At 70.5% G+C, this 25541-nt stretch carries 27 protein-coding genes and 1 tRNA gene; 13 read left to right on the top strand and 15 right to left on the bottom strand.

Going from position 1 to position 25541, the window contains the following annotated elements; all coding sequences use genetic code 11:
• Nucleotides 1–189: 189 nt before the first annotated feature.
• From AC0IY0_RS23005 to tsaE, 3 genes are all read right to left on the bottom strand, one after another.
• Nucleotides 190–266: transfer RNA gene (locus AC0IY0_RS23005), tRNA-Arg, on the bottom strand.
• 153 nt (nt 267–419) lie between these two features.
• Complete coding sequence (locus AC0IY0_RS23000; protein ID WP_471765657.1) at nt 420–1160, bottom strand: nucleotidyltransferase family protein; 741 nt, start codon at nt 1158–1160, stop codon at nt 420–422.
• A gap of 98 nt (nt 1161–1258) precedes the next feature.
• Nucleotides 1259–2836 carry a tRNA (adenosine(37)-N6)-threonylcarbamoyltransferase complex ATPase subunit type 1 TsaE gene (gene tsaE, locus AC0IY0_RS22995; RefSeq protein WP_147910166.1) on the bottom strand — a complete coding sequence of 526 codons (1578 nt, stop codon included), beginning with the start codon at nt 2834–2836 and terminating at the stop codon, nt 1259–1261.
• Between the two features lie 374 nt (nt 2837–3210).
• Between tsaE and cynS the strand changes: the two genes are divergently transcribed.
• Nucleotides 3211–3699 (top strand): cyanase, encoded by a 489-nt coding sequence (cynS, locus tag AC0IY0_RS22990; RefSeq protein WP_147856983.1) that lies wholly within the window; start codon nt 3211–3213, stop codon nt 3697–3699.
• A gap of 181 nt (nt 3700–3880) precedes the next feature.
• On the opposite strand, the gene AC0IY0_RS22985 is transcribed toward cynS, so the two are convergent.
• Entirely contained in the window at nt 3881–4654 is a 774-nt protein-coding gene (locus tag AC0IY0_RS22985) for a Crp/Fnr family transcriptional regulator (RefSeq protein ID WP_147910167.1), read from the bottom strand.
• Nucleotides 4655–4797: 143 nt separating this feature from the next.
• On the opposite strand from AC0IY0_RS22985, the gene AC0IY0_RS22980 reads away from it, so the two are divergent.
• From AC0IY0_RS22980 to AC0IY0_RS22970, 3 genes are all read left to right on the top strand, one after another.
• The gene (locus AC0IY0_RS22980; RefSeq protein ID WP_147910168.1) at nt 4798–5166 is read left to right on the top strand and encodes a DUF6894 family protein; all 369 of its coding nucleotides are present in this window, start codon (nt 4798–4800) and stop codon (nt 5164–5166) included.
• 147 nt (nt 5167–5313) lie between these two features.
• On the top strand, nt 5314–7851 hold the full coding sequence (locus AC0IY0_RS22975; RefSeq protein ID WP_461230193.1) for a CheR family methyltransferase: 2538 nt from the start codon (nt 5314–5316) through the stop codon (nt 7849–7851).
• Nucleotides 7852–7991: 140 nt separating this feature from the next.
• Entirely contained in the window at nt 7992–8138 is a 147-nt protein-coding gene (locus tag AC0IY0_RS22970; RefSeq protein ID WP_187193463.1) for a hypothetical protein, read from the top strand.
• Between the two features lie 109 nt (nt 8139–8247).
• Here AC0IY0_RS22970 and AC0IY0_RS22965 read toward each other — a convergent pair whose 3' ends face one another.
• The 4 genes from AC0IY0_RS22965 to AC0IY0_RS22950 all read right to left on the bottom strand — a co-directional run bounded on the left by AC0IY0_RS22965 (nt 8248) and on the right by AC0IY0_RS22950 (nt 14692).
• A complete protein-coding gene (locus AC0IY0_RS22965; RefSeq protein ID WP_471765656.1) occupies nt 8248–11517 on the bottom strand; it encodes an efflux RND transporter permease subunit in 3270 nt (1089 codons plus the stop codon).
• Nucleotides 11518–11738: 221 nt separating this feature from the next.
• The gene (locus AC0IY0_RS22960; protein ID WP_147910171.1) at nt 11739–12173 is read right to left on the bottom strand and encodes a tellurite resistance TerB family protein; all 435 of its coding nucleotides are present in this window, start codon (nt 12171–12173) and stop codon (nt 11739–11741) included.
• Between the two features lie 216 nt (nt 12174–12389).
• Nucleotides 12390–12611 carry a YbdD/YjiX family protein gene (locus tag AC0IY0_RS22955; RefSeq protein WP_471765655.1) on the bottom strand — a complete coding sequence of 74 codons (222 nt, stop codon included), beginning with the start codon at nt 12609–12611 and terminating at the stop codon, nt 12390–12392.
• Nucleotides 12612–12619: 8 nt separating this feature from the next.
• Nucleotides 12620–14692 (bottom strand): carbon starvation CstA family protein, encoded by a 2073-nt coding sequence (locus AC0IY0_RS22950; RefSeq protein ID WP_419829869.1) that lies wholly within the window; start codon nt 14690–14692, stop codon nt 12620–12622.
• A gap of 286 nt (nt 14693–14978) precedes the next feature.
• Here AC0IY0_RS22950 and AC0IY0_RS22945 point away from each other — a divergent pair, with 286 nt between their 5' ends.
• A complete protein-coding gene (locus tag AC0IY0_RS22945; protein WP_471765654.1) occupies nt 14979–15845 on the top strand; it encodes an NAD(P)-dependent oxidoreductase in 867 nt (288 codons plus the stop codon).
• A 92-nt stretch (nt 15846–15937) separates the two neighbouring features.
• Here AC0IY0_RS22945 and AC0IY0_RS22940 read toward each other — a convergent pair whose 3' ends face one another.
• Complete coding sequence (locus AC0IY0_RS22940) at nt 15938–16342, bottom strand: PRC-barrel domain-containing protein (protein ID WP_461230194.1); 405 nt, start codon at nt 16340–16342, stop codon at nt 15938–15940.
• 134 nt (nt 16343–16476) lie between these two features.
• Between AC0IY0_RS22940 and mepA the strand changes: the two genes are divergently transcribed.
• On the top strand, nt 16477–17436 hold the full coding sequence (mepA, locus tag AC0IY0_RS22935; protein ID WP_147939933.1) for a penicillin-insensitive murein endopeptidase: 960 nt from the start codon (nt 16477–16479) through the stop codon (nt 17434–17436).
• Between the two features lie 27 nt (nt 17437–17463).
• On the opposite strand, the gene AC0IY0_RS22930 is transcribed toward mepA, so the two are convergent.
• Nucleotides 17464–17853 (bottom strand): hypothetical protein, encoded by a 390-nt coding sequence (locus AC0IY0_RS22930; protein WP_471765652.1) that lies wholly within the window; start codon nt 17851–17853, stop codon nt 17464–17466.
• A gap of 357 nt (nt 17854–18210) precedes the next feature.
• On the opposite strand from AC0IY0_RS22930, the gene AC0IY0_RS22925 reads away from it, so the two are divergent.
• From AC0IY0_RS22925 to AC0IY0_RS22910, 4 genes are all read left to right on the top strand, one after another.
• Nucleotides 18211–18513, top strand: coding sequence for a hypothetical protein (locus AC0IY0_RS22925; RefSeq protein WP_246692072.1), 303 nt, complete (start codon nt 18211–18213; stop codon nt 18511–18513).
• Nucleotides 18514–18520: 7 nt separating this feature from the next.
• A complete protein-coding gene (locus AC0IY0_RS22920; protein WP_147939934.1) occupies nt 18521–18940 on the top strand; it encodes a hypothetical protein in 420 nt (139 codons plus the stop codon).
• Between the two features lie 97 nt (nt 18941–19037).
• Nucleotides 19038–19406, top strand: a complete 369-nt coding sequence (locus tag AC0IY0_RS22915) for a hypothetical protein (protein ID WP_471765650.1) — start codon at nt 19038–19040, stop codon at nt 19404–19406.
• Between the two features lie 35 nt (nt 19407–19441).
• Nucleotides 19442–19615: a hypothetical protein gene (locus AC0IY0_RS22910; protein WP_187278477.1), complete on the top strand. Its 174-nt coding sequence runs from the start codon at nt 19442–19444 to the stop codon at nt 19613–19615.
• Between the two features lie 4 nt (nt 19616–19619).
• Here the strand turns inward: AC0IY0_RS22910 and msrA are convergent, their stop codons facing one another.
• Nucleotides 19620–20276: a peptide-methionine (S)-S-oxide reductase MsrA gene (msrA, locus tag AC0IY0_RS22905; RefSeq protein ID WP_471765648.1), complete on the bottom strand. Its 657-nt coding sequence runs from the start codon at nt 20274–20276 to the stop codon at nt 19620–19622.
• A gap of 251 nt (nt 20277–20527) precedes the next feature.
• Between msrA and AC0IY0_RS22900 the strand changes: the two genes are divergently transcribed.
• Nucleotides 20528–21022 carry a PAS domain-containing protein gene (locus tag AC0IY0_RS22900; protein WP_147909384.1) on the top strand — a complete coding sequence of 165 codons (495 nt, stop codon included), beginning with the start codon at nt 20528–20530 and terminating at the stop codon, nt 21020–21022.
• 9 nt (nt 21023–21031) lie between these two features.
• On the opposite strand, the gene AC0IY0_RS22895 is transcribed toward AC0IY0_RS22900, so the two are convergent.
• The gene (locus AC0IY0_RS22895) at nt 21032–21352 is read right to left on the bottom strand and encodes a PetM family of cytochrome b6f complex subunit 7 (protein ID WP_147909385.1); all 321 of its coding nucleotides are present in this window, start codon (nt 21350–21352) and stop codon (nt 21032–21034) included.
• Between the two features lie 191 nt (nt 21353–21543).
• Between AC0IY0_RS22895 and AC0IY0_RS22890 the strand changes: the two genes are divergently transcribed.
• Together AC0IY0_RS22890 and AC0IY0_RS22885 are read left to right on the top strand one after the other, a co-directional pair.
• On the top strand, nt 21544–22221 hold the full coding sequence (locus AC0IY0_RS22890) for an HAD family hydrolase (protein ID WP_147909386.1): 678 nt from the start codon (nt 21544–21546) through the stop codon (nt 22219–22221).
• Nucleotides 22222–22747: 526 nt separating this feature from the next.
• Complete coding sequence (locus tag AC0IY0_RS22885; RefSeq protein ID WP_471765647.1) at nt 22748–23089, top strand: hypothetical protein; 342 nt, start codon at nt 22748–22750, stop codon at nt 23087–23089.
• Nucleotides 23090–23100: 11 nt separating this feature from the next.
• On the opposite strand, the gene AC0IY0_RS22880 is transcribed toward AC0IY0_RS22885, so the two are convergent.
• From AC0IY0_RS22880 to AC0IY0_RS22870, 3 genes are all read right to left on the bottom strand, one after another.
• The gene (locus AC0IY0_RS22880; RefSeq protein WP_147909388.1) at nt 23101–23820 is read right to left on the bottom strand and encodes an invasion associated locus b family protein; all 720 of its coding nucleotides are present in this window, start codon (nt 23818–23820) and stop codon (nt 23101–23103) included.
• Between the two features lie 179 nt (nt 23821–23999).
• Nucleotides 24000–24287: a hypothetical protein gene (locus AC0IY0_RS22875; RefSeq protein ID WP_147909389.1), complete on the bottom strand. Its 288-nt coding sequence runs from the start codon at nt 24285–24287 to the stop codon at nt 24000–24002.
• Between the two features lie 558 nt (nt 24288–24845).
• Complete coding sequence (locus AC0IY0_RS22870) at nt 24846–25337, bottom strand: P-loop nucleotide/nucleoside kinase family protein (RefSeq protein WP_147939936.1); 492 nt, start codon at nt 25335–25337, stop codon at nt 24846–24848.
• Nucleotides 25338–25541 lie beyond the last annotated feature (204 nt).

The raw sequence follows: 25541 nt of genomic DNA, 5'->3' as shown, positions 1-25541 counted from the left end.
CATCTACGAGGCCTTCACGAGCCTCGCCGCCAGCCTCATCACTCTCAACCAGATCAGACGGTTCTGTTAGGCGCTCTTAGCAACGTCGCGAATGCCGTACCCGAAGCCGTACCCCGAGACGATATCGAGCCGCGGTACTAGAATACCGCGTCGCCTGCTGGCGCTAACTCATTGCGATTGCTGATGGAATGGCGCGCCCGAAAGGATTCGAACCTCTGACCCCCAGATTCGTAGTCTGGTGCTCTATCCAGCTGAGCTACGGGCGCCTGTCACGGCGGCGGGGGCTTGGCCCGCCGGCGTGAAGGGGCTTCTAGAGGCTCGGATCGGGCTTGGCAAGACCGTTTGGCAAGACCGTTTGGCAAGACCGTTTGGCGACACCGTTCAACGCGACCGATCTGCCGAATGCGGAACGGCCGGCGCTACGGGGCGCTGGCGCTCGCCCGGACGCGCTCCTCGGCGGCGCGGATCGCGTCCGGGGTGCCGACATGGAGCCACTGGCCGTCGAGGCGCATGCCGGACAGGCGTCCGGCCGCGATCGCGCGGTCGAACAGCAGGTTGAGCGAGAAGGCGCCCTCGGGGGTGTCGGCGAAGAGACCGGGCTGCAGGATCGCCACGCCCGCGTAGATGAACGGGGCGACCGCGCGCGCGCCGCGGCGCTCCAGGCGGCCGTCCGCGTCCATGACGAAATCCCCGGCGCCGTCGTAGCCCAGGCTGGTGGCGGTGGGGGCGACCAGCAGCAGGGCATCCATGCGCTGCGGGTCCCAGGCGTCGATCAGGCGGCGGAGGTTGGGCGCCGGACCCTCGAGCCAGAACGAATCCGAGTTCAGCACCACGAACGGCGCGGCGCCCAGCAGCGGCAGCGCCTTGCGGATGCCGCCGCCGGTCTCCAGCAGCGCGGCGCGCTCGTCCGAGACCTGGATGGCGGGCCCTTGGGTGCGCCGGGCGAGGTGCCCCTCGATCAGGTCGGGCAGGTAGTGGACGTTGACGATCGCGGTCTCGATCCCGGCCTCGGCGGCGCGGTCGAGGGCGTGGTCGAGGAGCGCCTTGCCGGCCACCGCCACCAGGGGTTTCGGGACCGTGGCGGTGACCGGCCGCATGCGCTTGCCCAGGCCCGCGGCCAGCACGAACGCACGGGTGACGGCGGGGGCGGGCTCGCTCATGCGGGGATCCGGATCAGGCGTTGCAAGTCATGGTTTCAAAAGGCATGGCTTCAAAAGGCCTTGGACCTTTTGCGGGTGCGGGGCGGAGCCCTGCGGGCTCAGGCCTCCTCCTCGGATGGGACCAGGCCCGGCAGGTGCGCCGCGTGCCAGGCCCGCAACTCGGCGAGCGCCGGGTGGGCGAGGTTGCGGGTGAGATAGCCCTCGATCCGCGGCAGGTGGGCGAGGTAGCCGGGCTTGCCGTCGCGCCGGTCGAGCCGGGCGAAGATCCCGAGGATCTTGGTGGCGCGCTGGGCGGCTAGCAGCGCGTACGCCGTGGCGAAGGCCCCGACATCGAAGGCCGGGTCGCGGCCCCGGCGCTCGCGGGCGTAGAGACCCAGAAGCCGCAGCTCGAACTCGGCGCTGGTGTCGACCCGGGCATCCTGCAGCAGCGAGGCGACGTCGTAGGCCGGATGGCCCATCACGGCGTCCTGGAAGTCGATCAGCCCGACCCGCTCCAGCCCATCGCGCTCGGGCAGCCAGATCAGGTTCGGCGAGTGGTAGTCGCGCAGGGTCCAGGTGGCGCGGTCGGGTCGCGCGTTCTGCAGGGCCGCGCGCCACAGGGCCACGAACTCGGCCCGGGCGTCCTCCGAGAGCGCGGCGTTCCGGATCGCCGGGACGTACCATTCGGGCATCAGCTCCGCCTCGAACAGCAGGGCCGCCTCGTCGTAGGACGGCAGGACGTGCTCGATGCCGTCCGCCACCGGCAGCACCGCCGGCAGCGGCGTGGCGTGGAGCTTGGCGAGCAGGCGCACCGCCTCGGCGTAGCGCTCGGGCCGCGGCGCCCCGGCCTCGACCACCGGCTCGCTGCCGAGATCCTCGAGGATCAGCAGGCCCTCGGCCAGGTCCTCGCCGTAGATCTTGGGCGCCGAGAAGCCCAGGGCCCGCAAGCCCCGGTCGAGGGCCACGAAGGCGTGGACGCTCTCGGCCAGGTGCACGATCGCGCTGTAGGGTTTTCCGTCGCGCACCGCGGGGCCGTCGGGACGGGGCGGGGCGATCATCAGCACGGCGCTGGTGCCGTCGGGCTTGGTCAGGCGCTCGTAGGCGCGGGACGAGGCGTCGCCCTGCATCAGGGTGCGCTCGGCCAGGTCCCAGCCGCTGCGGTCGAGGAGCCGGCGCACCGCCCGGGCCCGGTCGAGCCGGGCGCGCATGCCGCCGCTGCCGTCGATCCGGGCCAGGCGGGCCTCGGGCCCGAACTCGGCCCGGAGCGACAGGTCGACGGTGAGCACCGGCCCGTCGCGGGGGGGCATCCGGTCGGGCCACTCGACCAGCGTGATGGCGTCCTCGGCCATCTCGTCGAAGCCGAGCTCCACCAGCTCGTCGGGGTCACGCAGGCGGTAGAGGTCGGCGTGGACGATCGCCCGGCCGTCGCGGGCGGCGTAGGGCTGGATCAGCGTGAAGGTCGGGCTCGGCACCTCCAGGCGCGGGTCGCCGGCGAGCTCGCGGATCACCGCCCGGGCCAGGGTGGTCTTGCCGCCGCCCAGGCCGCCCGAGAGCGCCACGACGTCGCCAGGGCACAACAGCTCGGACAGGAACAGGCCGAGATCCTCCGTGGCCGTCTCCTCCGGCAGCACGAATTCCCAGGGGGCCGGCGGCGCCGATGCGCCCGCCGTCTGTCCGTCCCGATCGTCCCCGTCCAAAGCCCGCCTCCGAGACCCAAGGGCGCATGGTCCGAAAACAGGCCGCGGATGCAAGCGTTTCCGGCTCCCGTGGCGCGCTTCCGGCCTGGCCGGTGCATCGAAACCACGCTTGCCCGACGCGTCGCGTCCCGGCGATCCGGCGCGCCGCGCTGTGCGGTATCCGCGAAGAATTGGCTGGCGCATGTCTTGCTATTGTGCGGGTTCCGCAGCGTTCAGGCCCAGCCGAAGCCGCGGACCGCGTCCCGCGTCCGACCCCGACCGAATCCCCCCTCATCGGTTCCGGGTTGGGTACGCACCCCGCTTGGGGTGGGGTGAGGCCGCACTTCACCGGCGGCCTCACCCGGACCAGCCAAACGCATGAACACGGAGCCGACATGAAGCGCGCCGACCTGACCGAGAAGCTCCTCGACATCAAACGCGAGAAGGGCTGGAGCTGGGCCCATATCCACGAGGCGATCGGCGGCCTCTCGCCGTTCCTGATCACGGCGGCCTGCATGGGCCAGATGAAGCTGCCCAAGGCCCAGGCCAAGCGGGCGGCCGAGCTGTTCGGCCTGACGGTCGCCGAGGAGCGGATGCTCAACGAAGCGCCCTACCGGGGCTCGATCCCGGCGATGCCGCCCACCGACCCGCTGATCTACCGCTTCTACGAGCTGGTGATGGTCTACGGCACGACCTTCAAGGAGCTGATCCAGGAGGAGTTCGGCGACGGCATCATGTCGGCGATCGACTTCAACATGGAGATGGCCCGGGAGGCCAACAACAAGGGCGACCGGGTGAAGCTGACGATGTCGGGCAAGTTCCTGCCGTACAAGTATTACGGCAACGACGACGACACGCCGGAATACGGGTTCAAGGAGGGCTGAGCGGCGCCCCTCCCGAAGATCGCCACATCCCGGAGCCGCTCCCGATCACGGTGCGATCGGGAACGGCTCTCGGTCCGTGATCCAGCGCGCTCGCCGCCGAACCGGTCTCCACGTCGGCGGCGAGCGCTCTCAGGCAACGGAGCGCGCGCACCGGCCGCCAAGCACGGAGACCGCCCGCCGGTCAGGCCCCGTACCGTGCGACGGCGGCCGGGTGCTCTCCCACGGCGTCGAAGCGGGCGCCGACATGGTCGAGGTGCAGGTAGTTCGGGTTGAACAGCGCGGCTTTCTCCAGGGTCGGCAGGTCCGGGATGGTCAGGCGACGGCTCTTCAGCTCGACCAGCCTCTGCCGGCGCAGCATCTGCAACACGCGGTTGACGTGCACCGGCGTCATGCCGATCAGGTCGGCGAGGTCGGTCTGCGTCAGGGGCATGTCGCAGGTGGTGCCCTGGGTCAGCCCGATGCCGCGCAGGCGGTAGAACACCTCGCAGAACACGTGGGCCAGCCGCTCGCCGGCGCTGCGGCGGCCGAGGTTCAGCATCCACTCGCGCTGTACCGCGGCGCTCACCAGCCCTTCCCACCACAGCGCCCGCGTCACGCGCGGATGCTCGGCCATCAACGTCTCGAAGGTCGCGGGCTGGATCTCGACCAGGGTCACGGCACTGAGCGCGCCGATGGAATGATCCATCTCGGACAGTACGAAGACGGTGTGGTCGCACAGGTCGCCGGGCAGGAACAGCGCCACCACCTGGCGGCGCCCGTCCGGCAACTGCTTGTAGCGGTAGGCCCAGCCGGCCAGGACGAGGCGCACGACCTTCGGGTCGTCACCCTCGGACACGATGTCGGTGCCCGGCCGGTAGCAGCGTAACGGTTCGGCGACCAGGTTCTGCAGCCCCGCCCGGTCGATGTCCGACAGGTGCGTGAACTGCTCGAGCTTTGCGATGAGAGGGTTGAGCATCGGCAGCCTCCGCATCACAGGTCAACCCGCGCCAATGGACGCAGTTCAAATCGCTCTTAACGCATGTGAGACCGGATTGTATCGTCCGGCGTTATGAACGCGATGGTCCACCCGAACGGCGCGGCCGCATTCGTGAGGCGCCCGTGCCCCTGTTCTACTTTCATTTGCGTACGCCCACCGGCCTCGACCCGGACGAAGACGGGCTGACGATGCCGAATATCGAGACCGCCTATCTCGAAGCCTGCGCGTCGATTCCCGACATGGCGATCGACCTCATCCGCGAGGGCTTGAGCCCGATGCCGTATGCGTTCGTGATCACGAACGAGGCCGGCGAGATCCTGATGGAGATCCCCTTCGCCGAGCGGCTGCGCGACCCGCAGCGGCAGATCAGGCCGAAGCAGACCACCCGGGCACGCCGGCTGTCGCAGGAAATCGCGGACGCGATCGGCGCGGCGCGGGCGACCACGCAGCGGTCACGCGAGATCCTGGCCCGCGCGCGCGGGACATCGTGAGGCGGGACATCATGGGCGCGGCTTGACCCGGTGACGGACGCGGGCCACGACATTTCTCCGTGAGACCCCGTTCCCGCCGCCCCGGACCATGCCGACGCCGTCCGCAGCGCCGACGGGCTCCACTCCCCGGTCCCGTGGATCCTGCCGATGGCTGACGACGCAGCGCCCTTCCCCATCGTCGGCATCGGCGCCTCCGCGGGGGGCATCGAGGCCCTCGACACGCTGTTCGCCGGCCTCGGTCTCGACGGCGGCCTCGCCTACGTCGTCGTCACCCATATCAGTGCGGACCGCGAGAGCCTGCTGCACGAGGTGCTGGCCCGCCTGACGCCGATGCCGGTGATGGTGGCGGCACATGGGATGCGGGTCGAGCCCGGGCATATCTACGTGCTGCCCGCCCGCGCCATCCTCGGGCTCCAGGATGGATGCCTGACGATCCGCGAGCAGGATCCGGTCCGGCGCGAGCGCAACCCGATCGACCTGTTCTTCAGCGACCTCGCCAAGGCGTGCGGCGAGTACGCGATCGGCATCATCCTGTCGGGCGGGGGCACCGACGGCACGCTCGGTATCAAGGCGATCAAGGAGCGTGGCGGCCTGACCTTCGCCCAGGTCGCCGACGGCACCGCCCCGCGCCACCCCGACATGCCGGCCAGCGCCATCGCCACCGGCCTGATCGACTTCGCGCTCCCGGCCGACGAGATCGCGGCCAAGCTCCTCGAGTATGCCCGCAGCTTCGGCGTGATCGAGGATCTGCAGGGGGCGGCCGCCAAGGCGGCGACCGCGGAGATCTACGGGCTGCTGCGCGAGCAGATCGGCCACGACTTCTCCGGCTACAAGCCCCGGACCTTCATCCGGAGGGTGCAGCGGCGCATGCAGATCGCCCGCCTCGCGCGGGTCGAGGACTATGTCGAGCGCCTGCGCCAGGACGGCGACGAGGTCACGGCCCTGTTCCGCGACCTGCTGATCAACGTCACCAACTTCTTCCGCGATTCCAGCGCGTTCGAGGTGCTCAAGGCCCAGGTGCTGCCGCGCCTGTTCGAGGGCCGCGGAGCTGGCGACACCATCCGGGCCTGGGTGCCCGGCTGCGCCACCGGCGAGGAGGTCTATTCCCTCGCCATGCTGATGCGCGAGCTCATGGATGGGATGCGCTCCGTGCCCCGGGTGCAGATCTTCGCCACCGACATCGACGATCTGGCCCTGGGCGTGGCCCGAGCCGGCCGCTACCCGGAGGCGCTGCTCGACACCGTCTCCCCCGAGCGGCGCAAGCGCTTCTTCACGAGCGACGGCGGCTCCTACGTGATCACCAAGGAGGTGCGCGAACTGTGCGTGTTCTCGCCCCACAGCGTGATCCGCGACCCGCCATTCTCCCGGATCGACCTCGTCTCGTGCCGCAACCTGCTGATCTATTTCGGCCAGGCCGTGCAGGCGCAGGTCATCCCGATCTTCCATTACGCCCTGCGCCCGCGCGGCTACCTGTTCCTGGGCACGGCGGAGAACATCAGCCAGTTCACCGACCTGTTCACGACGGTCGAACGGAAGCACCGCATCTTCCAGGCCCGGGAGACCGACGGGTACGCCGCGCGGCTGCCGCTGACCGTCACCGGCACGCAGCCGGCCCCGTTCGGCCGCACCGCCGCGTTCAACCGCGGCCTCCGGTCGGCCTCGCCGATGCACCAGGCCGGGCCGCCCCTGCGCCAGCTGGTCGAGAGCCACGTCATCGAGCGCTTCGCGTCGCCGCACGTGGTGGTCGACCGGGATGGCGACATCGTCCACTACTCGCCGCGGACCGGCAAGTACCTGGAGGCCCCGGTCGGGCTGCCGAGCCGTCAGCTTCTGACGCTGGCGCGGCGCGGGCTGCGCCTGGATCTGCGCTCGGCCCTGCGCGAGGCGATCGAGACGCGCCGGCCGGCCCGGCGCGACAACCTCGCGATCGAGGGCGAGGAGGGGCGCGTGCAGCTGGCCTCCGTCACGGTGGAGCCGCTGATGCAGGGCGACGGCGCCGAGCCGCTGCTGCTCGTGCTGTTCCACGACCAGGGCCCATCCCTCAGCCGGGCGGCGGACGAGGCGCGCGACACGCAGCTGCGACCGGATACGGACGTGCTGCAACTGGAGCGCGAGCTGCGCGACACCCGCGAGCGGCTGCAGACCATGATCGAGGAATACGAGACCGCGCTGGAGGAGCTGAAATCGTCCAACGAGGAGCTGATCTCGGTGAACGAGGAGCTGCAATCGACCAACGAGGAGCTCGAAGCGTCCAAGGAGGAGCTGCAGTCGCTCAACGAGGAGCTGCAGACGGTCAACAGCGAGCTGAGCGGCAAGATCGACGACCTCGACCGGGCGAACGGCGACCTGCGCAACCTGTTCAACGCCAGCGGCCTAGCCACCGTGTTCCTCGACCGCAACCTCGTCATCCGGACGTTCACGCCGGCGGTGGCGCAGTTCGTCCCGATCCAGGAGGGCGACCGCGGCCGGCCGCTCACCGACTTCGCCCTGCGACCGGCCTATCCGGACCTCGCCGAGGACCTGCGGAGCGTGCTGTCCGCCGGGCAGGACATCGAGCGCCGGATCGAGCCCTCCGGCGAGACGCCGAGCCAGCACCACCTCGTGCGGATCGTGCCCTACCGGGTCCAGACGGGCGCGATCGCGGGCGTGGTGGTCACCTTCGTGGCCGTCCCGCCGGCCGGGTGAGGGGCGGCGCCCGGAGATCCGGTGCGCGCCGGACCGGGTGACCCGGGACGAAAGTCGCATGCGTCCGTCCCCCATTCGGGGGAAACGGAACGGGCCGTTCTTACGTAGGTGTTCGGGCGCGATTCCTCCCGAGCCCGGACATGGCCGACGAAAACCTCAAGAAGCTCGACGAGACGATCGCCGCGCTGAACGCCCTCATCGCAAGGACCGGTTCGCCACAGCTGCGCGCCCTCATGGAGCAGCTGCGGCGCAGGCTCGCCAAGGAGTTTCCCGGCCGACGCGGGTGAGACACGCTGCGGGAAGGCCTGGAATCGCGGGCATAAATCGCGGGCTCGGGATCGCAGGGCCGAGACGCACCTGAGACGCGCCCGAGGCGGCGGCGGATAACAAGATCCCTCAGGCCGCCTGCGCGCCCTCCGCCCCCAGATAATCCTGAACCGGCTGCGCGGGCCCGCTGCGCAGCAGCACGTAGAGGAACGGCACCAGCAGCAGGGTCGCCGGGGTGGCGAAGGCGATGCCGCCCATCACGGCGCGGGCGAGCGCGGCGTTCTGCTCGCCGCCCTCGCCGGTGCCGAGCGCCATCGGGATGAGGCCGAAGAACATCGCCGAGGCGGTCATCAGCACGGGCCTGAGCCGGGTCTCGCCGGCCGTGATCGCCGCCTCGAGGGCGCTGCAGCCGGTGGCCTCCCGGTGCTCCTTGGCGAAGGTGACGAGCAGGATCGAGTTCGCCGAGGCGATGCCCACCGACATGATCGCCCCGAAGATCGACGGGATCGAGAAGGTCGTGCCGGTGATGAACAGCGCGAAGGTGATGCCGCAGAACGCCATCGGCAGGGCTGCGATCACCACGAACGGGTCGCCCCAGCTCTGGTAGTTCACCGCCATCAGCAGGTAGACGGCGATCAGCGCGATCCCGAGCCCGATCTCCAGGCGGAAGAACGCGCTGCGCATGTTCTCGATCTGGCCGCGCACCGCGATCTTGTCGGGCGCCTGAAGGTTCTTCTGCTCGTCCTGGACGATCGCGTCGATCTCGCGGGCGACCGAGCCGAGGTCGCGGTCCTGGACCGAGGCGAAGACGTCGAAGGTCGGCTGGATGTTGACGTGGTTGATCACCGTCTGGGTCGGCACCCGGCGCAGCTCGGCGAGGCTCGACAGCAGGGTCAGCACGCCGGGGCCGGTGCCCGCGGTCGCGGCCGCGCGCACGAACATCGGCGTGTTGCGCAGGTCGGCCAGCGACGCGTTGCGGTATTCCGGCGTCTGCACCCAGAGCTGGTAGGGGATGCCGGTCTTGGGATCGGGCCAGAAGTTCGGCGTCACCTGGTAGCTGCCCGACAGCGAGATGTTCATGTTCTGCGCCACCTGCTGCTCGGTGAGCCCGAGTTCGGAGGCGAGGCGCCGGTCGACGTCCACGTAGAATTGCGGCTCGTTGACGATCTGCTGCAGGTGGACGTCGACCAGGCCCTTGGTGTGCTTGAGCCGCTGGACGATGCGCTGGGCGACCTCCAGGTCCTTCTCCTTGTTCCGGCCGGAGACCTGCACGTCGATCGGCGTGATGACGCCGAAGTTCAGGATCTGGGTGATCATGTCGGCGGGCTGGAAATAGGCGATCAGGTCGGGGAAACGCTGCATCAGCACCGCGCGCAGGCGCTTCATGTAGCCGGCGACCGAGCCGTGGCCCTCCTTCAGGCTGATCAGCATCTGGCCGTCGTTGTAGGAGACGAACGAACCGTCCGAGAAGGCGAAGTTGTAGTTGGTCGAGGGCAGGCCGATGTTGTCGAGGATCTGCTCGATCTCGCCCGGCGGGATCACCTCCCGGACCGTGTCCTCGACCTCCGCGAAGACCTGCTGAGTGGTCTCGATGCGCATACCCGTGCGGGTGCGCAGGTGCAGGGTCATCTGGCTCGCCTCGATCTGCGGGAAGTAATCCTGCCCGACGAAGACGAACAGCACGCCGGTCGTCCCGAACACGAGCCCAACCACGGCCAACGTGGCGATCCGGCGGGCCAGCACCGCGTGCAGCAGCCCGATATAGCCCCGGTGGAACCGGCTGAAGCCGCGCTCGAACGCCTCGTGGGCGCGCCCGGCGAGGCGGAACACGGGTCCCGAGACGAGGCCGAACGCCCGGGCAATCCGGCCCCGGCGGGGCGGATCGGCCGCATTCCGGTGTTTGGCGTGCTTCTGGGCGTATTCCGGCGCCACGATCACGTCGATCAGCAGCGGCACCAGGGTGCGCGACAGCAGGTAGGAGGTCAGCATCGCGAACACGACCGCGAGCGCCTGCGGGGTGAACAGGTATTTCGGCGTGTCGGCAAGCGCGAACACCGCCGTGAACGCTGCGCAGATCGACAGCGTCGAGATCAGCGCCGGCTTGGCGATGCCGGCGGCGCCGTGGACCACGCTCTCGCGGAACTCCTCGCCCTCCTCGAACAGCCGGTAGGTGTTCTCGATCGCCACCGTGGCGTCGTCCACCAGGATGCCGACCGCGAGCGCGAGGCCGCCCAGGGTCATCACGTTGATGGTCTCGCCGAGTGCGGCCAGCACGGCCAGCGAGGTCATCACGCAGAGCGGGATCGAGATCAGCACGATCAGGGTCGAGCGCCACGAGCCCAGGAACAGCAGGATCGCCAGCCCCGTGAGCGCCGCCGCGATGGCGGCCTCGTGCAGCACGCCCTCGATGGCGTTCGAGACGAACACCGACTGGTCGAACAGCGGCTTGATCGTCAGCCCCTCGGGGGCGGCGGCCCGGATCGTCGGCATCGCCGCCTTGACGTTGTTGACGACGTTCAGCGTCGAGGCGGTGCCGTTCTTGATCACCTGCATCAGCACGGCCTGGCCGCCATCGGCCCGGACCACGTTGATCTGCGGCGGCCCGCCGTCGCGGACATAGGCGACGTCGCGCATCAGCACCGGCTGGCCGGCCACCACCTTGATCGGCGCGAGGTTGAGGGTCTCGATCGAGGGCGGCGTGGCGTTGAGCTGGATCGGGTATTGCTGCTCGCCGATCTTGGCGAGGCCGGACGGCACCGTCAGGTTCTGGGCCGTCATGGCGTTGGTGACGTCGAGCGGCGTCAGGCCGAGCGCCTGGAGGGCGTTGAGGTCGAGATCGACCATGATCTGCCGGGGCGCCCCGCCGAACGGCGCCGGCAGGGTCGAGCCCGGCACCTGCGCCAGGGTCTGCCGGATCCGGTACTGGGCGTAGTCGTAGACCTGGTTGAGGCTGTCCTTGGCGGAGGTCAGCGCCAGCTGGATCACCGGCACCGAGGAGGCCGAGTAGCGCACGATGATCGGCGGCTGGGTGCCGGCCGGCATCGCGGCCCGGATCGAGTTGGTGGAGGACACGACCTGGGCGATGGCCAGGTCGATGCTGACCGCGGGATCGAAGTAGATCCGCTGCACCGCCGTGCCCTGCAGCGTGGTCGACTCCATCCGGCGGATGTTGTTGACGTTGTTGGAGATGCCGTACTCGGCATAGGTCGTGATGCGCTGTTCCATCTCCGGCGTGGACAGGCCGGTATAGGTCCAGACCACGACGACGACCGGGATGTCGACGACCGGCAGCACGTCCTTGGGCGTGACGATCAGCGCGCCGACGCCGCCGAGCATCATCAGCACGGCGAGCACGTAGGTCGTGATCCGGAACTTGAGCGCGTAGAGGACGAGTCCCATGCGGTCTCCGCCGGCCGGCGCAGGGCCGGCCTGTTCACGTCGCGTGTTGGCGTACCAAATAACCGTTCGGTTTCGCTAACATGTCCGGGCAGGCAAGAGGCAGGCCGCGACGCCGCAGGGCGGGTCGCTCCGGACGGCGATGGCTCTTCGGCATCGACGGATGGGCGGCCGAACCGGCACGGCCTTCCCCCCTGCGCGGGAGGGAAGGCGTGGCGTCCGCCTCAGCGCAGCAGCGCCGACTTGTCCACGTGGAGCGCCGCGCCGATCTCGTCGAGCGCCTTGTGCTCGACTTCGCTGATGCCGCCGAAATCGGCCACGTCGGCGCCGATCAGGAAGACGTCCTGGCGCTGGTCGATCGGCCGTTCCGCAATGGCGCCCATCAGGCGCAGGTTCTCCTGGCGGCCGGCCCGGGTCTTGGCCCGGGCGATGGCCTCGTAGAGCTCCTGCTCGACCCGCAGCGTGTCGTAGGACTTCTCGAGGATCGGGTTAGCGCGGATGCCGGCGATCGCCGACTCGATCTCCTCCTCGGCGACGTCGCCGTCGGCCACGATGACGTTGGCCGCGGCCGACACCGCCGCCTGGAGGAAGACGGCATCGCCCGCATACGACATGATCGTGCGGCCGAACCGAAGGATGGCGTCCTGGAAAATGCTCATGCCGAGCTCCCGTGCGGTCGGAGATGGCGGATATTGTGGCGGCCGAGTCAAGATCCGGCCGCGCTTGCACCGGGGACCGATCTCGCGCGCACGGATTATGGTTTGGCGGGCGGGCGCGGCGCAGGCGCCGAATCCGGTCTCCGAGGGCAGGAGCGCATCCGCCGTCGTACGGTGCGGGACGACGAGCCCCGCACCGTACGACGGCATCGCCCCCGCTCAGCAGCAGCGGAACCCCGAGGTGTTGCCCACGCCGAACCGGGCGTTCTCGCGGTTGCGGAAGAACTCCAGCTCGGTCATCGGGGTCTGGTCGGGATGGGTGCGGCGGATATGCGCGGCGTAGGCCGCGTAATCCCCCTGCCCCACCATCAGCCGGGCGCCGTCGCAGACGCATTTGGACAGCACCTGGAGGCGGCGGCGCAGGCTCTGCTGTGGTTCCATGACGGTCCCTACTCCGCCGGCGCCAAGTGCGGCTCGGTCTCGAGGGCGGTCCAGCGGTCGGCCCGCCAGGCTTTCAGGCAGGCGGCGATGCCGAAGCCCGCGATGGCGACCACGAGGCCGATGAACAGGGCCGCCAGCACGGCGTCGATCCGGTCGTTGAGGATGATCTGCGCCATCTGGTCGGCGTTCTTGGCCGGCGCCAGGAGCTTGCCCTCGGCGGCCGCCGCCGCGTAGCGCTCGGCATGGGCCAGGAACCCGATCTTCGGGTCGGCGGAGAACAGCTTCTGCCAGCCGGCCGTGAGGGTGCACAGGCACAGCCACGCGGTCGGGATGATGGTCACGAACGCGTAGCGCTCGCGCTTCATCTTGAAGATCACCACCGTGCAGAGCGTCAGCGCCACCGCGGCCAGCATCTGGTTGGAGATGCCGAACAGCGGCCACAGGGTGTTGATGCCGCCGAGCGGGTCGGTCACGCCCTGGTACAGGAAGTAGCCCCAGGCGCCGACCGCGATGGCGGTGGCCGCGATGCTCGGCCCCCAGGACGTGGTGTTCCGGAACGACGGCACCGCCAGCCCGACGAGGTCCTGCACCATGAACCGGCAGGCCCGGGTGCCCGCGTCCACGGCCGTGAGGATGAACAGGGCCTCGAACAGGATCGCGAAATGGTACCAGAAGGCCATCATCGCCTTGCCGCCGATGGCCGAGGAGATGATGTGGGCCATGCCGACCGCGAGCGTCGGGGCGCCGCCGGCGCGCGAGATGATCGTGTGCTCGCCGACATCCGCGGCAGTCTGGGTGATCACCTCGGGGGTGGTCGCGAAGCCGAGCTTGGTCACGGCCGCGGCGGCGGTCTCGGGCGTGGTGCCGACGAGCGCCGCGGGCGAGTTCATGGTGAAGTAGACGCCCGGGTCGATCACGCAGGCCGAGACCAGCGCCATGATCGCCACGAACGATTCCATGAGCATGCCGCCGTAGCCGATGAAGCGGGCATCCGCCTCGCTGGCGATGAGCTTGGGCGTGGTGCCCGACGAGATCAGGGCGTGGAAGCCGGAGACCGCGCCGCACGCGATGGTGATGAACAGGAACGGGAACAGGCTGCCCGCCCAGACCGGGCCGGTCCCGTCCACGAACTTCGTCACCGCCGGCATCTGGACGTGCGGGGCGACGACCGCGATGCCGAGCGCCAGCCCGACGATGGTGCCGATCTTGAGGAAGGTCGAGAGGTAGTCCCGCGGCGCCAGCAGCAGCCAGACCGGCAGGATCGAGGCCACGAAGCCGTAGCCGATCAGCATCCAGCACAGTTGCGGGCCCGTGAAGGTGAAGGCCGGGCCCCAGACCGGGCTGGCGGCCACCGAGCCGCCGCCCAGGATCGCCAGCATCAGCAGGACGAAGCCGAGGATCGAGACCTCGCCGATCCGGCCCGGGCGGATGTAGCGCGCGTAGACGCCCATCAGCATGGCGATCGGGATTGTCGACATCACCGTGAAGGTGCCCCACGGGCTCTCGGCCAGGGCCTTGACCACGATCAGCGCCAGCACGGCCAGCAGGATCACCATGATCAGGAAGGTGCCGAACAGCGCGATGATGCCCGGCACGGTGCCGAGCTCGGCCCGGATCAGCTCGCCGAGCGACCGGCCGTCCCGGCGCATCGACACGAACAGGACCATGAAGTCCTGCACCGCGCCTGCCAGCACCACGCCGGCCAGGATCCACAGCATGCCGGGCAGGTAGCCCATCTGGGCGGCGAGCACAGGGCCGACCAGCGGGCCCGCCCCCGCGATCGCCGCGAAATGGTGGCCGAACAGGACGCTGCGGTTGGTGGGGACGTAGTCGAGCCCGTCATTGTGCCGGACCGCGGGCGTGAGGCGCTTCGGATCGAGGCGCATCACCTTCTCGGAGATGAATTTCGAGTAGTAGCGGTAGGCGATCAGGTAGACGCAGACCGCCGCGACCACGATCCAGAGGGCGTTGATCGTCTCGCCGCGCTGGGTGGCCACGATCGCCAGCGCCGCGGCGCCGAGCGCTCCCACGAGGGCCCAGGGCCCGTGGTCGCGAACCTGCCTGCCGATCGCCGTACCCATCCGTCCCGCTCCCTGACCGACCGCCTCGCGCTCGGGGCCGCGGGGGCCGCCGGCTGGGACTCGCGGGTCCCGGGCTACAGGGGCGGTTTATCCTATTCGTCCGCCGTTGACGCAAGCGATCCGAGCTGTGATGCAGCTTTGGCGGCGGCACGACGCCCAATCTGTCACATCGGGACTTCGGCACGGCGACAGCGCCTTCACGGGCCGGCTGCCGAACCCCGTCCCCGCCTGCCGTGAGCGAAGGAAGGGCGCCGGCGCGATCCGGCCCCGCGAGGAGCGGACAACAATGGCGAAGGTCGCATTCCTGGGTCTCGGCGTGATGGGCGGCCCGATGGCCGGACACCTCGCCAAGAAGGGCCACGACGTCACGGTCTACAACCGGACCACCCCCAAGGCCGAGGCCTGGGTGAAGGCCCATGGCGGCGCCTTCGCGGCGACGCCCCGGGAGGCCGTCGCGGGCGCCAAGATCGTGTTCGCCTGCGTGGGCAACGACGACGACCTGCGCAGCGTCGTGCTGGGCGACGACGGCGCGCTCGCCGGCATGGCGTCCGGTGCGGTGTTCGTCGACCACACCACCGCGTCGGCCGAGGTCGCCCGGGAACTCGCCGAGGTCGCCCAGGCCAAGGGGCTCGGCTTCATCGACGCGCCGGTCTCCGGCGGCCAGGCCGGCGCCGAGAACGGCGTGCTCACCGTGATGTGCGGCGGCGAGCCGGCGACCTACGCCAAGGTCGAGGCGGCGATCGGGTCCTTCGCCCGCGCCTGCCGGCTGATGGGCCCGGTGGGTTCCGGCCAGCTCACCAAGATGGTCAACCAGATCTGCATCGCCGGCCTGGTCCAGGGGCTGTCCGAGGGCGTCCACTTCGCCAAGCGCGCCGGCCTCGACGTGGAGGCCGTGCTCGACGTGATCTCCAAGGGCGCCGCCGGCTCCTGGCAGATGGAGAACCGCGGCAAGACCATGAACCAGGGCCAGTTCGAGTTCGGCTTCGCGGTCGACTGGATGCGCAAGGACCTGGGCATCCTGCTGGACGAGGCCCGCCGCAACGGCGCCAAGCTCCCGGTCTCGGCCCTGGTCGACCAGTTCTACGCCGAGGTGCAGTCCATGGGCGGCAACCGCTGGGACACGTCGAGCCTGGTGGCGCGCCTGGAGCGCTGAGGCTCGGCCCGCCGCGACACGATCCGGCGGCCCCGCGCGGCGCTGGATCGTGTCGCGGATCCCGCCTGGGCGGGGCCCGGGGTCGGCGCGCGTCAGATCCCCCAGTAGGGCGCGGCGTCGTAATACCGGTGGATCTGCTCCTCCCAGGCGCCGTCCTCGGCCGGGTCGGTGCCCTCCGGGGTACGGGCGGGGGCGGCGCGCAGCTGCTCCTCGGTGATGTCGAGCATGTAGGCGTCCTGCTCGGGCGCGAAGCGCAGCACCGTCCAGGGCAGCGTGTAGAAATCCTCGCCGAGGCCCAGGAAGCCGCCGAAGCTCATCACCGCGTAGGCGACCCGGCCGGAGACCTTGTCGAGCATCAGCCGCTCGATCCGGCCGACCTTGCTGCCGTCCGGCCGGCGCACGTCGGTGCCGATGACCCGATCGCTGGCGATCAGGCTGCGGGGATGCCGCCGCGCGGGGTGGGGCTGCCGCTCCGCGGGGTGGGGATGGTCCGCCATGGTCGCCTCCGGGATCGCGCGTCGCGTTTCGGTCGTTGCCTGAAAAAATGCGTTGCCTGAAAAACGCCCGGCCCGTGCGCGACGTTCCGGTCCGGGCCTGCGCCCGCCCCCTCCGACGGACGAACAGCTCCCGCATGCAGAACCCGTTCACCGCCCCAGGTTTCGGCCCTCGCTTGGGCTTCGGCCTGAAGCCCGGCCTCGCGCTCGCCGCCCTGGTCCTGTCCGTGACCGGCGGGCACGCCCAGGACCGCGGCAGCGTCAACCCGAAGCCGCTGCCGCCGCTCGAGCATCCGGACGCGCCCTCGACCCCGGCCAAGGCCCTGTTCGGCCGCGTCACCCGGGCCTCCGGCGGGCCGGCCCACATCTACGGGTTCTACGCCAAGGGCTGCTTCGCCGGCGGCGAGGCGCTGGCGATGGACGGGCCGAACTGGCAGGTGATGCGCCCGTCCCGCAACCGGATGTGGGGCACGCCGGTCCTGATCGATTTCGTCGAGCGCCTGTCGCAGAAGGCCGCCCGGGTCGGCTGGCCGGGGCTGCTCGTCGGCGACATGGCCCAGCCCCGCGGCGGCCCGATGATCACCGGCCACGCCTCGCACCAGATCGGCATCGACGCCGACATCTGGCTGACCCCGATGCCCGACCACCGTATGAGCCGGGCGGAGCGCGAGGAGACCTCGGCCACCGACATGGTCCGCCGGGACCGCCTCGACATCGACCCCGAGGTCTGGACCCCGACGCACCTGCAGCTGATCAAGCTCACCGCCGAGCAGCCGGAGGTGGAGCGCATCTTCGTCAACGCGGCGATCAAGAAGGCCCTGTGCCGGGACGCCGCGGGCAGCCGCTGGATGTCGAAGGTGCGCCCGATGTACGGGCACAATTACCACTACCATATCCGGCTCTCCTGCCCGGCCGGCCAGGACGATTGCCAGCCCCAGGGGGCGCCCCCGGCCGGGGATGGCTGCGACGACCTGAGCTACTGGTTCTCGGACGCGGTGCTGCATCCGAAGCCGCCCAAGGTGCCGCCGAAGGCCAAGCCCGCCATGACCATGGCGGCCCTGCCGTCCGCCTGCCGGGCGGTGCTCAAGGCGCCGTAGCCTCGCCGGGACCGGGATCGCGGCGGCTCAGTCCAGGCAGCGCGCGAAGTAGAGCTGCCGGATCCGCTCCATGGCCTGATACGCCTCCCCCGGCCTGAAGGTCATGAGCTCCGGGCCGTCGGGGACGCGGCCGAAGAACGACCGGGGGAGATCGACCACGAAGCCGCGCTCGCCCGTGTACAGCCCGTCCCGGTTCTTCACGTTGACCGAGCCGCAGATGATCGACCCGCCGCTGCGGCGCAGCACGGTGACCTTCGCGTCCGGGCTGTTCAGGTGCCGCCCGATCAGGTCGAGGACCGCGCGGGTGTCCGCCGGTCCCAGGGCGGCGCCGGAGCCGTCGTCCACCGTCTGGGCGCGGGCTCCCGACGCGGCGGCGACCATCGCGAGGCAGAGCAGGGCGGATACGGCTCGGATCATGCGGTGCTGCCTGCGCTCCTCGCGCATCGTCTTCTTCCGAGAGCCGGCGGCCGACATTCGGGACGAGGCTCCAGACGCGCCACGCTACGGGGTGCGAGGCCAGCGGGAAAGCGTGCGATCCGGATTTCGAAGCCACTCCGGACCGATTGCAGCACTATCCATGACGTCATCGCCCACCGACAGAGCCTTACGGGATGTTTCGGCAGGCTATAACGGCGCCGGTCAATAATAATATGCGTCTTCTATGAGGCCGGAGTCTTATTTTTTCCTGTCGGCTGACGGCTCACTTGTTTCCCGGGACGAACCCGTATGGAACGGGCGGCGTGCCCGTGCGGGCGCGGACGAGGAGATCGCAGCGTGACCCGATGGCTGACGGCCGTGATGATCTCCACCACGCTGATGAGCGCGCCGGCGTGGGCGCGCCTCGGGGTGGACGACAAGGCGTCGCTCTGGCCGCGCGCCTCCAGGGCCGACAAGGTCGATTTCACCGACCGGATGGGCAAGGCGATGCGCACGCTCTCGCCCGATCTCGACAGCCGCTACTTCATGCACTGCCTGGAGGAGACGGCGAATATCGGCGACACCAAGGACCTGACGCTGAACGACATGGTGCGCACCTGCCTGTCGCTGCACGCCCGGGACGCGAAGGATCCGGAGTGAGCGCCCGGTGCCGGGCGTGATCCGCCGGGCCGGCAGGGGAATCGCCGGCGCGGCGCTCGGCCTCACCCTGCTCGCAGCCGCGGCGACCGGCGGCCCGGCCCAGGGCCTGCCCGACCGCCCCGGCGCGGCGATCGGTCCGGACGACGCGCAGGCGGTGCTCGCCCTCATCGAACGGGACCTGCGAAGCACAGACGCCCGGCTGGCCGGCCTCCGGCGGGGCCGCGCCGGGGGGATCTGCGGGACGGTCGAGGTCAGGAACCGCATGGGAACCTACACGGGCCCGCGCCCCTTCGTGGCCGATCTCGGTGCCGGGTTCGCCGGGCGGCTGCCGGAGGGCGCCGAACTGCGCAATCCCGGGAGCGCGGCCGACTTCACGAGACTGGAGCGCGCGCGGGCGATGTTCGTGGAGAACTGTATCGACCGGTGATATCCAGGCCCGATCCCAGATCCGCGCCGGACGCGCCCGCCGGATCGGCTGTCGGGATCGCCACACGGCACCGGCGTCCCTGATGGAGTGTTCCCGCATGCGAATCCGCAGCCTGTTGCCGACGACGCTCGTGTTGGCCGTCCTCGCGGCGCCGGCCCTGGGCCAGGCGCCGAAAGAGCCGCCGGCAGAACCGCCGGCCAACGCCCTGAAGGCCGCAAAGCTCGCCGGGCTGGCCGGCTTCGTGAACGTCCATTGCCAGGCGCTGCGGACCGACGGCAACCGCTTCAAGAGCGTGGTCCAGGCGATGGGCGTCGATCCGGCGGACCTCGAGCGCGACACCCTGCTGCTGCAGGCGCGCGCCTACCTCGCCGTCTACGAGAAGGACGTGCCGGCCAGCTGTGCCCGCGCGGACGAGATGTTCGGCCGCACCGGCAAGGTCGTCCCGGGCGTGTTCGTGCCGCGCTGATCGCCGAACCCGGCGCGACGTGTTAGGGCCACCAAATGCCCCGCTGGCTTTTCCTCATCCTCGTCACCGCCCTCGCCCTCTCGGTCGTGGGCGGGGTGCTCATCGTGCTGCGCAGCCCGCGGAGCACCCCCCAGCCCGAAGCGGGCGCCGTCACCGCGCCGGCGGTGCCGGTGCCGGCTGCGCCGACGCGGCCGGGCGGCAACCCGTAACGGCTCAGGCGGCGATCCCGGTCCCCACCGGGCAGCTCACGCCGGTGCCGCCGAGCCCGCAATAGCCCGCCGGGTTCTTGGCGAGGTATTGCTGGTGGTAGCCTTCCGCGAAGTAGAAGTGCTGCAGCGGCACGATCTCGGTGGTGATGTCGGGGAAGTCGCGCGTCCGCAGGGCCTCGGCGTAGGCCGCGCGCACGGCCTTGGCGGTCGCCTCCTGCTCCGGGCCGGTGGTGTAGATGCCCGAGCGGTACTGCGTGCCGACATCGTTGCCCTGGCGCATGCCCTGCGTCGGGTTGTGGCTCTCGAAGAACGTCCGCAGCAGGGCGTCGCGGGGCAGAACCGCGGGATCGAAGGCCACCAGCACGACCTCGTTGTGACCGGTCTTGCCGGTGCAGACCTCCTCGTAGGTCGGGTTCGGGGTGTAGCCCCCGGCATAGCCGACCGCCGTGACGAACACGCCCTTCGGCAGCTGCCAGAACCGGCGCTCGGCCCCCCAGAAGCAGCCGAGCCCGAGCACGATCGTCTCGATCCCCGGGGGATAGGGGCCCTTGAGCGGGTTGCCGTTGACGAAATGGGTCTCGGTGGTCGGGACGGGATTCGGGCGGCCCGGCAGAGCCGCGGCGGGGCTCGGCATCTCGGGGCGCTTGCGGAACAGGAACATCGTCTCTCGCCTTCCGGGGCTCAGGGCTCGATCGGAATATGGGGCCGGCCCGGACGCCAAAGAAGCGGGCGGGAAAGCGGCCGAGACGCTGGGCATGACAGCTTTGGCCGTCTGCAAGAGCGTACAGCCTGCTGGAAACCCGTGCGACCGTGGCTAATCCCGGCCGGAGGACTGGACCGGGCCCGCGAATTCCGGCTTGTAGGCGCAAGGGAGCCGCCCGCACAGGTCGCGGCGTGAGGGGCTGAAGCCGGATGGAGACGGGCTGGACCGCCACGAGCCACGTGCTGGACAATCTCAGGGCGGAATCGAACCGGGGCGACCCGTTCGCCGCGGCCGTGCGGGCGACCCGGATGCCGATGATCGTCACCGATCCCCGGCAACACGACAACCCGATCGTGTTCGCGAACGACGCCTTCCTGACGCTCACCGGTTATTCGCGGCTGGAGGTGACCGGGCGCAATTGCCGCTTCCTGCAGGGGCCGGAGACCGACCCGGCCGCGATCGACCGCCTGCGCGCCGCGGTCCGGCGGGAGGACGACATCAAGATCGACCTCCTGAACTACCGCAAGGACGGCTCGGTCTTCCAGAACGCGCTGTATGTCGGGCCGGTGCGGGATGCGGCCGGGACGGTCGTCTACTATTTCGCGTCCCAGATCGACGTGAGCGAGCACTACGCGCTCACCGCCGAGATCGCGCGGCTGACGGAGGAGCTCGCCGCGGCGCGGGCCCAGCTCGCGGGGCGGTAGGACCGCCGATCAGGGCTTCGTCAGGAACCCGATCGGCTCCCGGCCCGGCTGGCCGAGCCAGAGCAGCACCGCGCCGAGCCCCAGGCCGATCAGCGAGGCCGGGGCCAGGGTGAGCGGCAGGCCCAGGAGGTGCCAGAGCCAGGGCGCCGCCCCCTCGATGCTGCCCTGCAGGGTGCCGGCCTTGTCCTTGGACAGGGTCGCGATCACGTCCGAGAGCGGCGTCACCCGCAGGCCGTTGTTGGCGATCGAGCGGGCGCCGTCATAGACCAGGGCGACGAAGCCGCCGGCCATCAGCAGGAAGCCCAGGACGCGGGCCAGGAAGCGGAACATCGCGGGGTCTTCTGAGCCATGTCTGGCGCCGGGAGGGACGCCCGCCCCGGGAGTATGGGGCCGGGCCGCCGGGTGCAAGCGGCGGCATGCTGCGCGCGGCCTGCGAGCGGTTGCCGGCCCCGGGGGGCCATGCCACAGGGTCGCCCGGCGGGGGCTTGCCGTGAGGATTTCCCCCGGAGGACCGGTCGACCTTGGATGCGCGCGTGAACACACTCGGCCTGGTGATCTTCGATTGCGACGGCGTCCTCGTGGACAGCGAGCCCCTGAGCCTCGCCTGCCTCACCGCCGGCCTGAACCGGATCGGGGTCGCGATCACCTTCGAGACGGTGCGGGCGCGCTTCACCGGCACCTCCATGGTGTCGATCATGGACCACGTCGCGCGCGATTACGGCGTCACCGCGCCCCCGGGCTTCGTGGAGGCGGTCAAGGCCGAGACGCTGGCGCTGTTCGATGCCGAGCTGCGAGCGATGCGGGGCGTCGCCGAGGCGGTCGCGGCCCTGGGCCTGCCGTCCTGTGTCGCGTCGAGCAGCGACCCGGTGCGGCTGCGCCATTCCCTCAGCCTGACCGGGCTCCTGCCGCTGTTCGGCGAGCGCGTCTTCTCCTCGGCGCAGGTCGCCCGGGGCAAGCCCTTCCCGGACCTGTTCCTGTTCGCGGCCGCCCGCATGGGCGCGGGGCCGGACGCCTGCCTGGTGATCGAGGACAGCGTGCCCGGGGTCACGGCGGCCCGAAGCGCCGGCATGCGGGTCGCCGGCTTCACCGGCGGCGGCCATTGGGGGCACGACCCCGCGGGCGCGGACCTGATGACGGCCGGCGCCGACCAGGTCTTCTCGGATTTCTCCGACCTCGCCGCGGTGATCGCCGCCGCCTGACCGATCGCATCTCCCGGAGGCCCGAACCGGACCGGCTTCCTGCCAGGCCGGCCCCGAAAATCGGAACCCCATTCCGTTGACGGACCGGCGGCCGGCGCCCATCTTGATCGTCGCCGAACCGGACGTTTCGCGACCTCCGACGGCCGCGGTGATTTGAGAAGCGTAGCTTGCGCCGCGTCATCAAACGCTAAAGCACTGCGACGGCGCCCGCGCCGCGCGGTCCTTCAGTCTGGAGGACAGTCGATGTCGATCCGAACCGTCTCCCTTCGACGCCCGCTCCGTTCCGTATCCGGCACCCCGGCCCATCGGTGGCGCTGTCGATGCCGCGTGGGTCTCACGGCAAAACCCGGGATGCGCGCCCGAGCCTGAACCGACCGAGCGTCGGTCCGGCGGCAGCGCATCCGTCACATCGGGGGCGCAAGAGACGCGCGCGCGCCGATCGGCGAGCCCCGAGCCCTTCGACGATCCAAACCATCACCCGCATTCCGGCACGGCCCTGGCGCCGGCCATCGCAGGATTCCGTCCCATGCCCAGTCTCGACATCGCGTTCACGCCGACAGACCGTCCCGACCTCCCCGCCACGCTTCCACCTGACGGCACCTTTGCGCCTGACGATCTGGCCCGCCCGGAGCGGACCGAGCCGCCGCGGGTGATCGAGATCGGCGAGATCACCGCCGGCATCGCCGTGCCGGAGGGGCGCGGCGTGCGGTTCTTCTCGTCGGCGCGGGATTTCGACGGGCTCGACGGCGCGGTGTTCCGCAACGCCGAGCAGGCGGCCCGTGCCGCCCGCGAGCGGATTGCAGGCCGCCGCTCAGCCGCCCGTGGCGGTGAGGCTGCGGCTGCGGAGCTCCGGCGCCGCCGGGCCTGACGGGGCGCGCTCTACCGCGCGCACTCGTCCCGGGTGCGCTTCATCGCCTCCGCGAACCCGGCGAGCGCATATTCGTCGCTCGTCGGGTTGCCGCGCAGCGAGGTGGTCTTGATCACCAGCTTCGGGTTGCGCGCGCTCATCTCGGAGACCACCCGGGCCTCCTCGGCGGGGTTCTGCAGCCAGGCATTCCCGTCCTTCACGACGAGGCCGTAGCGGCCGGCGCCGAGGTTGAGGCTCGGGTCCGTCGGGGCCGCGGCGGAGCCCGGCTTGACCTGGGAGGCCGCGGGCTTTGACGGGAAGCCCAACATCACCGCGACCTCGTTCTGGACGTTCTCGCCCTTGCGCACGCTCACGAACAGGTAGGCGGTGTCGCGCTTCAGGGTCTTGGGCGAGCGGGCCTGCGGCTGCGCGATGGCGTAGCAGAGCTTGGCGCGGCCATCGCCGTTCACGAACACGTTCCAGTCGCCGAAGATCGCCACCGGGGTGGCCTGCTGCATCCCGGGTGGGGTCGCGGCCTTCTTCTCGGCCCGCGGCGTCCGCTCCCGGCGCGAGCGGCGCCCGCGCCGGGCGGGGGCGGCATCCGTGAAGCCGTCCGGCTGCGCCTCCTGGGCCTGGGCGACCGACGCGGACAGGCCGACGCTCCCGACAACGGCGCCGACGAGGCCGGTGACGAGACCGGATGCGAGCAGGGCGAGGGCTCCGACCGGGAGCAGGCGGGGGACGCGGACCATCTTCACTTCCTGACGACGGGCGGCCCCATGCGCGGGGCCGGACCGGGGATCGGGAATAGTGAAGCTCGCGTAAGAAGTCGGCAAGATGGCGGCCAAGGTCTTCATCGCGGCCGGGATCTTCGGTCACCGCGATTCGCGGTCGGCCGAAGCGATGGCGGCCCGGCGCGCGGCGGACCGGCTCAGACGGCCCGCACCTCGGCGGCCAGCGCCGCGATCACCGCCGCGGGCACTGGCACGGTCGCGGCCGGCTCGGCCTGTGCGGCGGCGGGCGTGACGGCGTTCGGCTGAGCCGGCGCGGCGCGCTTGCGGGGCGGATCGTTGTAGGGGGTGTTGTAGCCCTTGCGGACGGCCGACCAGTAGGTTTCCCGGGTCAGGCCCGAGCCCGTCAGGGCGGCATCGATCATGGCGGTGGCCCGTGCCGCGAGGTCTGGCACCTCGTCCGGCTTCAGCCAACTCTCGACAGGCATCATGCGATCTCCGATCCACACAGCCGAGCTTCTAACGGACCACACTTAGCCAGAGGGTGAACGCGCGGGCCGGCGGAAGGTTGCGATGCACAAATTTCCGCCGGGCCTGTGGGTTGGTGTGGAGCATCGCCCCCGCCGGGTCGGAGCGGGCGGAGGGAGGCGCAGGGACCGATACCCGGCGCAGCCAATCCTGCCTCGCGGCCGAGGCTGTGTCCGCGTAGGTCGCGCGCGAGGTTGCGATCATCGACGGCATCAAGCCCGGCATGGCCGACGCGCAGCACGGTCGCGTCGTAGCCCACGACGGCGCGCCGGCCGAGGCTGGGCAACGCAGAGACGAAGCGTCCCGGGCGCACGAGCGGGACTTCTGAGAAGTCCCTGATCCGGGTGCCGTATATCATCCCGGATAGGCCGGAGCCGACCGCGGGCCGGACAGCGCGGTGATCCGGCGCAGCGTTCACAGGGCGCGGGATCGGAGGCTCAATGAAGGGCCGACCGGATGATCCCCCGGCTGTCGTGCGACCGCTCCGGAGCCAGCGGCGCCACGCCTCGCGTTCGAGCTCACGGGCGATGGACGACCAGGTCGAAGCCCTCGTCCTGGGTCGGCGCCACGAAGTATTGTGTAAACAGCGCGAATTGCGCGTCGGTAACGGTGAACTCATGCGTGCCGGCCGCATTCCGCGTCCGCAGGCGCGCCCTGCACACGTCATCGGCCACATCGAGATAGTGGAGCCGGTGGGCTGCGCCGGCTTCCTCGAACAGGGTGCGCATCCAGTCCCGGCTGGCGCGCGTGTTGGCGGGGAAATCCAGCACCACCGAGAGCCCGGCCCGGAGCAGGTCGACCACGTGCGGGCCCATCACGCCGCGCAGACGGGTCGAATGGCGGACATAATCGGCCGGGGTGGCCTGTTCGTCGGGATACAGCCGGGCGAGCCAGCGATCCTCGGCCACCACGATGGTGCCGGGCGCCGCGCCGAGGCGGGCGGTGAGCGTCGATTTGCCGGCGGCGATCTTACCGCAGACGAGATGCAGCGTCGCTTGTTGGGCAGGCATGACGGTCGACCTTGGGCACGGCGCACCGGGCGCCAGAGTGTTCACGGGCGGGCAGACCCGGCCTGACGGATCAGGCCGGGCCGTTAATGCGGCTGCGGATCGCAGCGGCCGCGCGGTGAATCGACAAGGTCATGGGCGGCATCTGACAGATCCCGGCGGGCGAGACCAGGGGGCGCCGGGGATGTCAGATCCGAGGCCCCTGAG

It is taken from the genome of Methylobacterium sp. AC315 (genome assembly GCF_979253755.1).
This window is presented reverse-complemented; position numbering and strand designations above follow the sequence as displayed.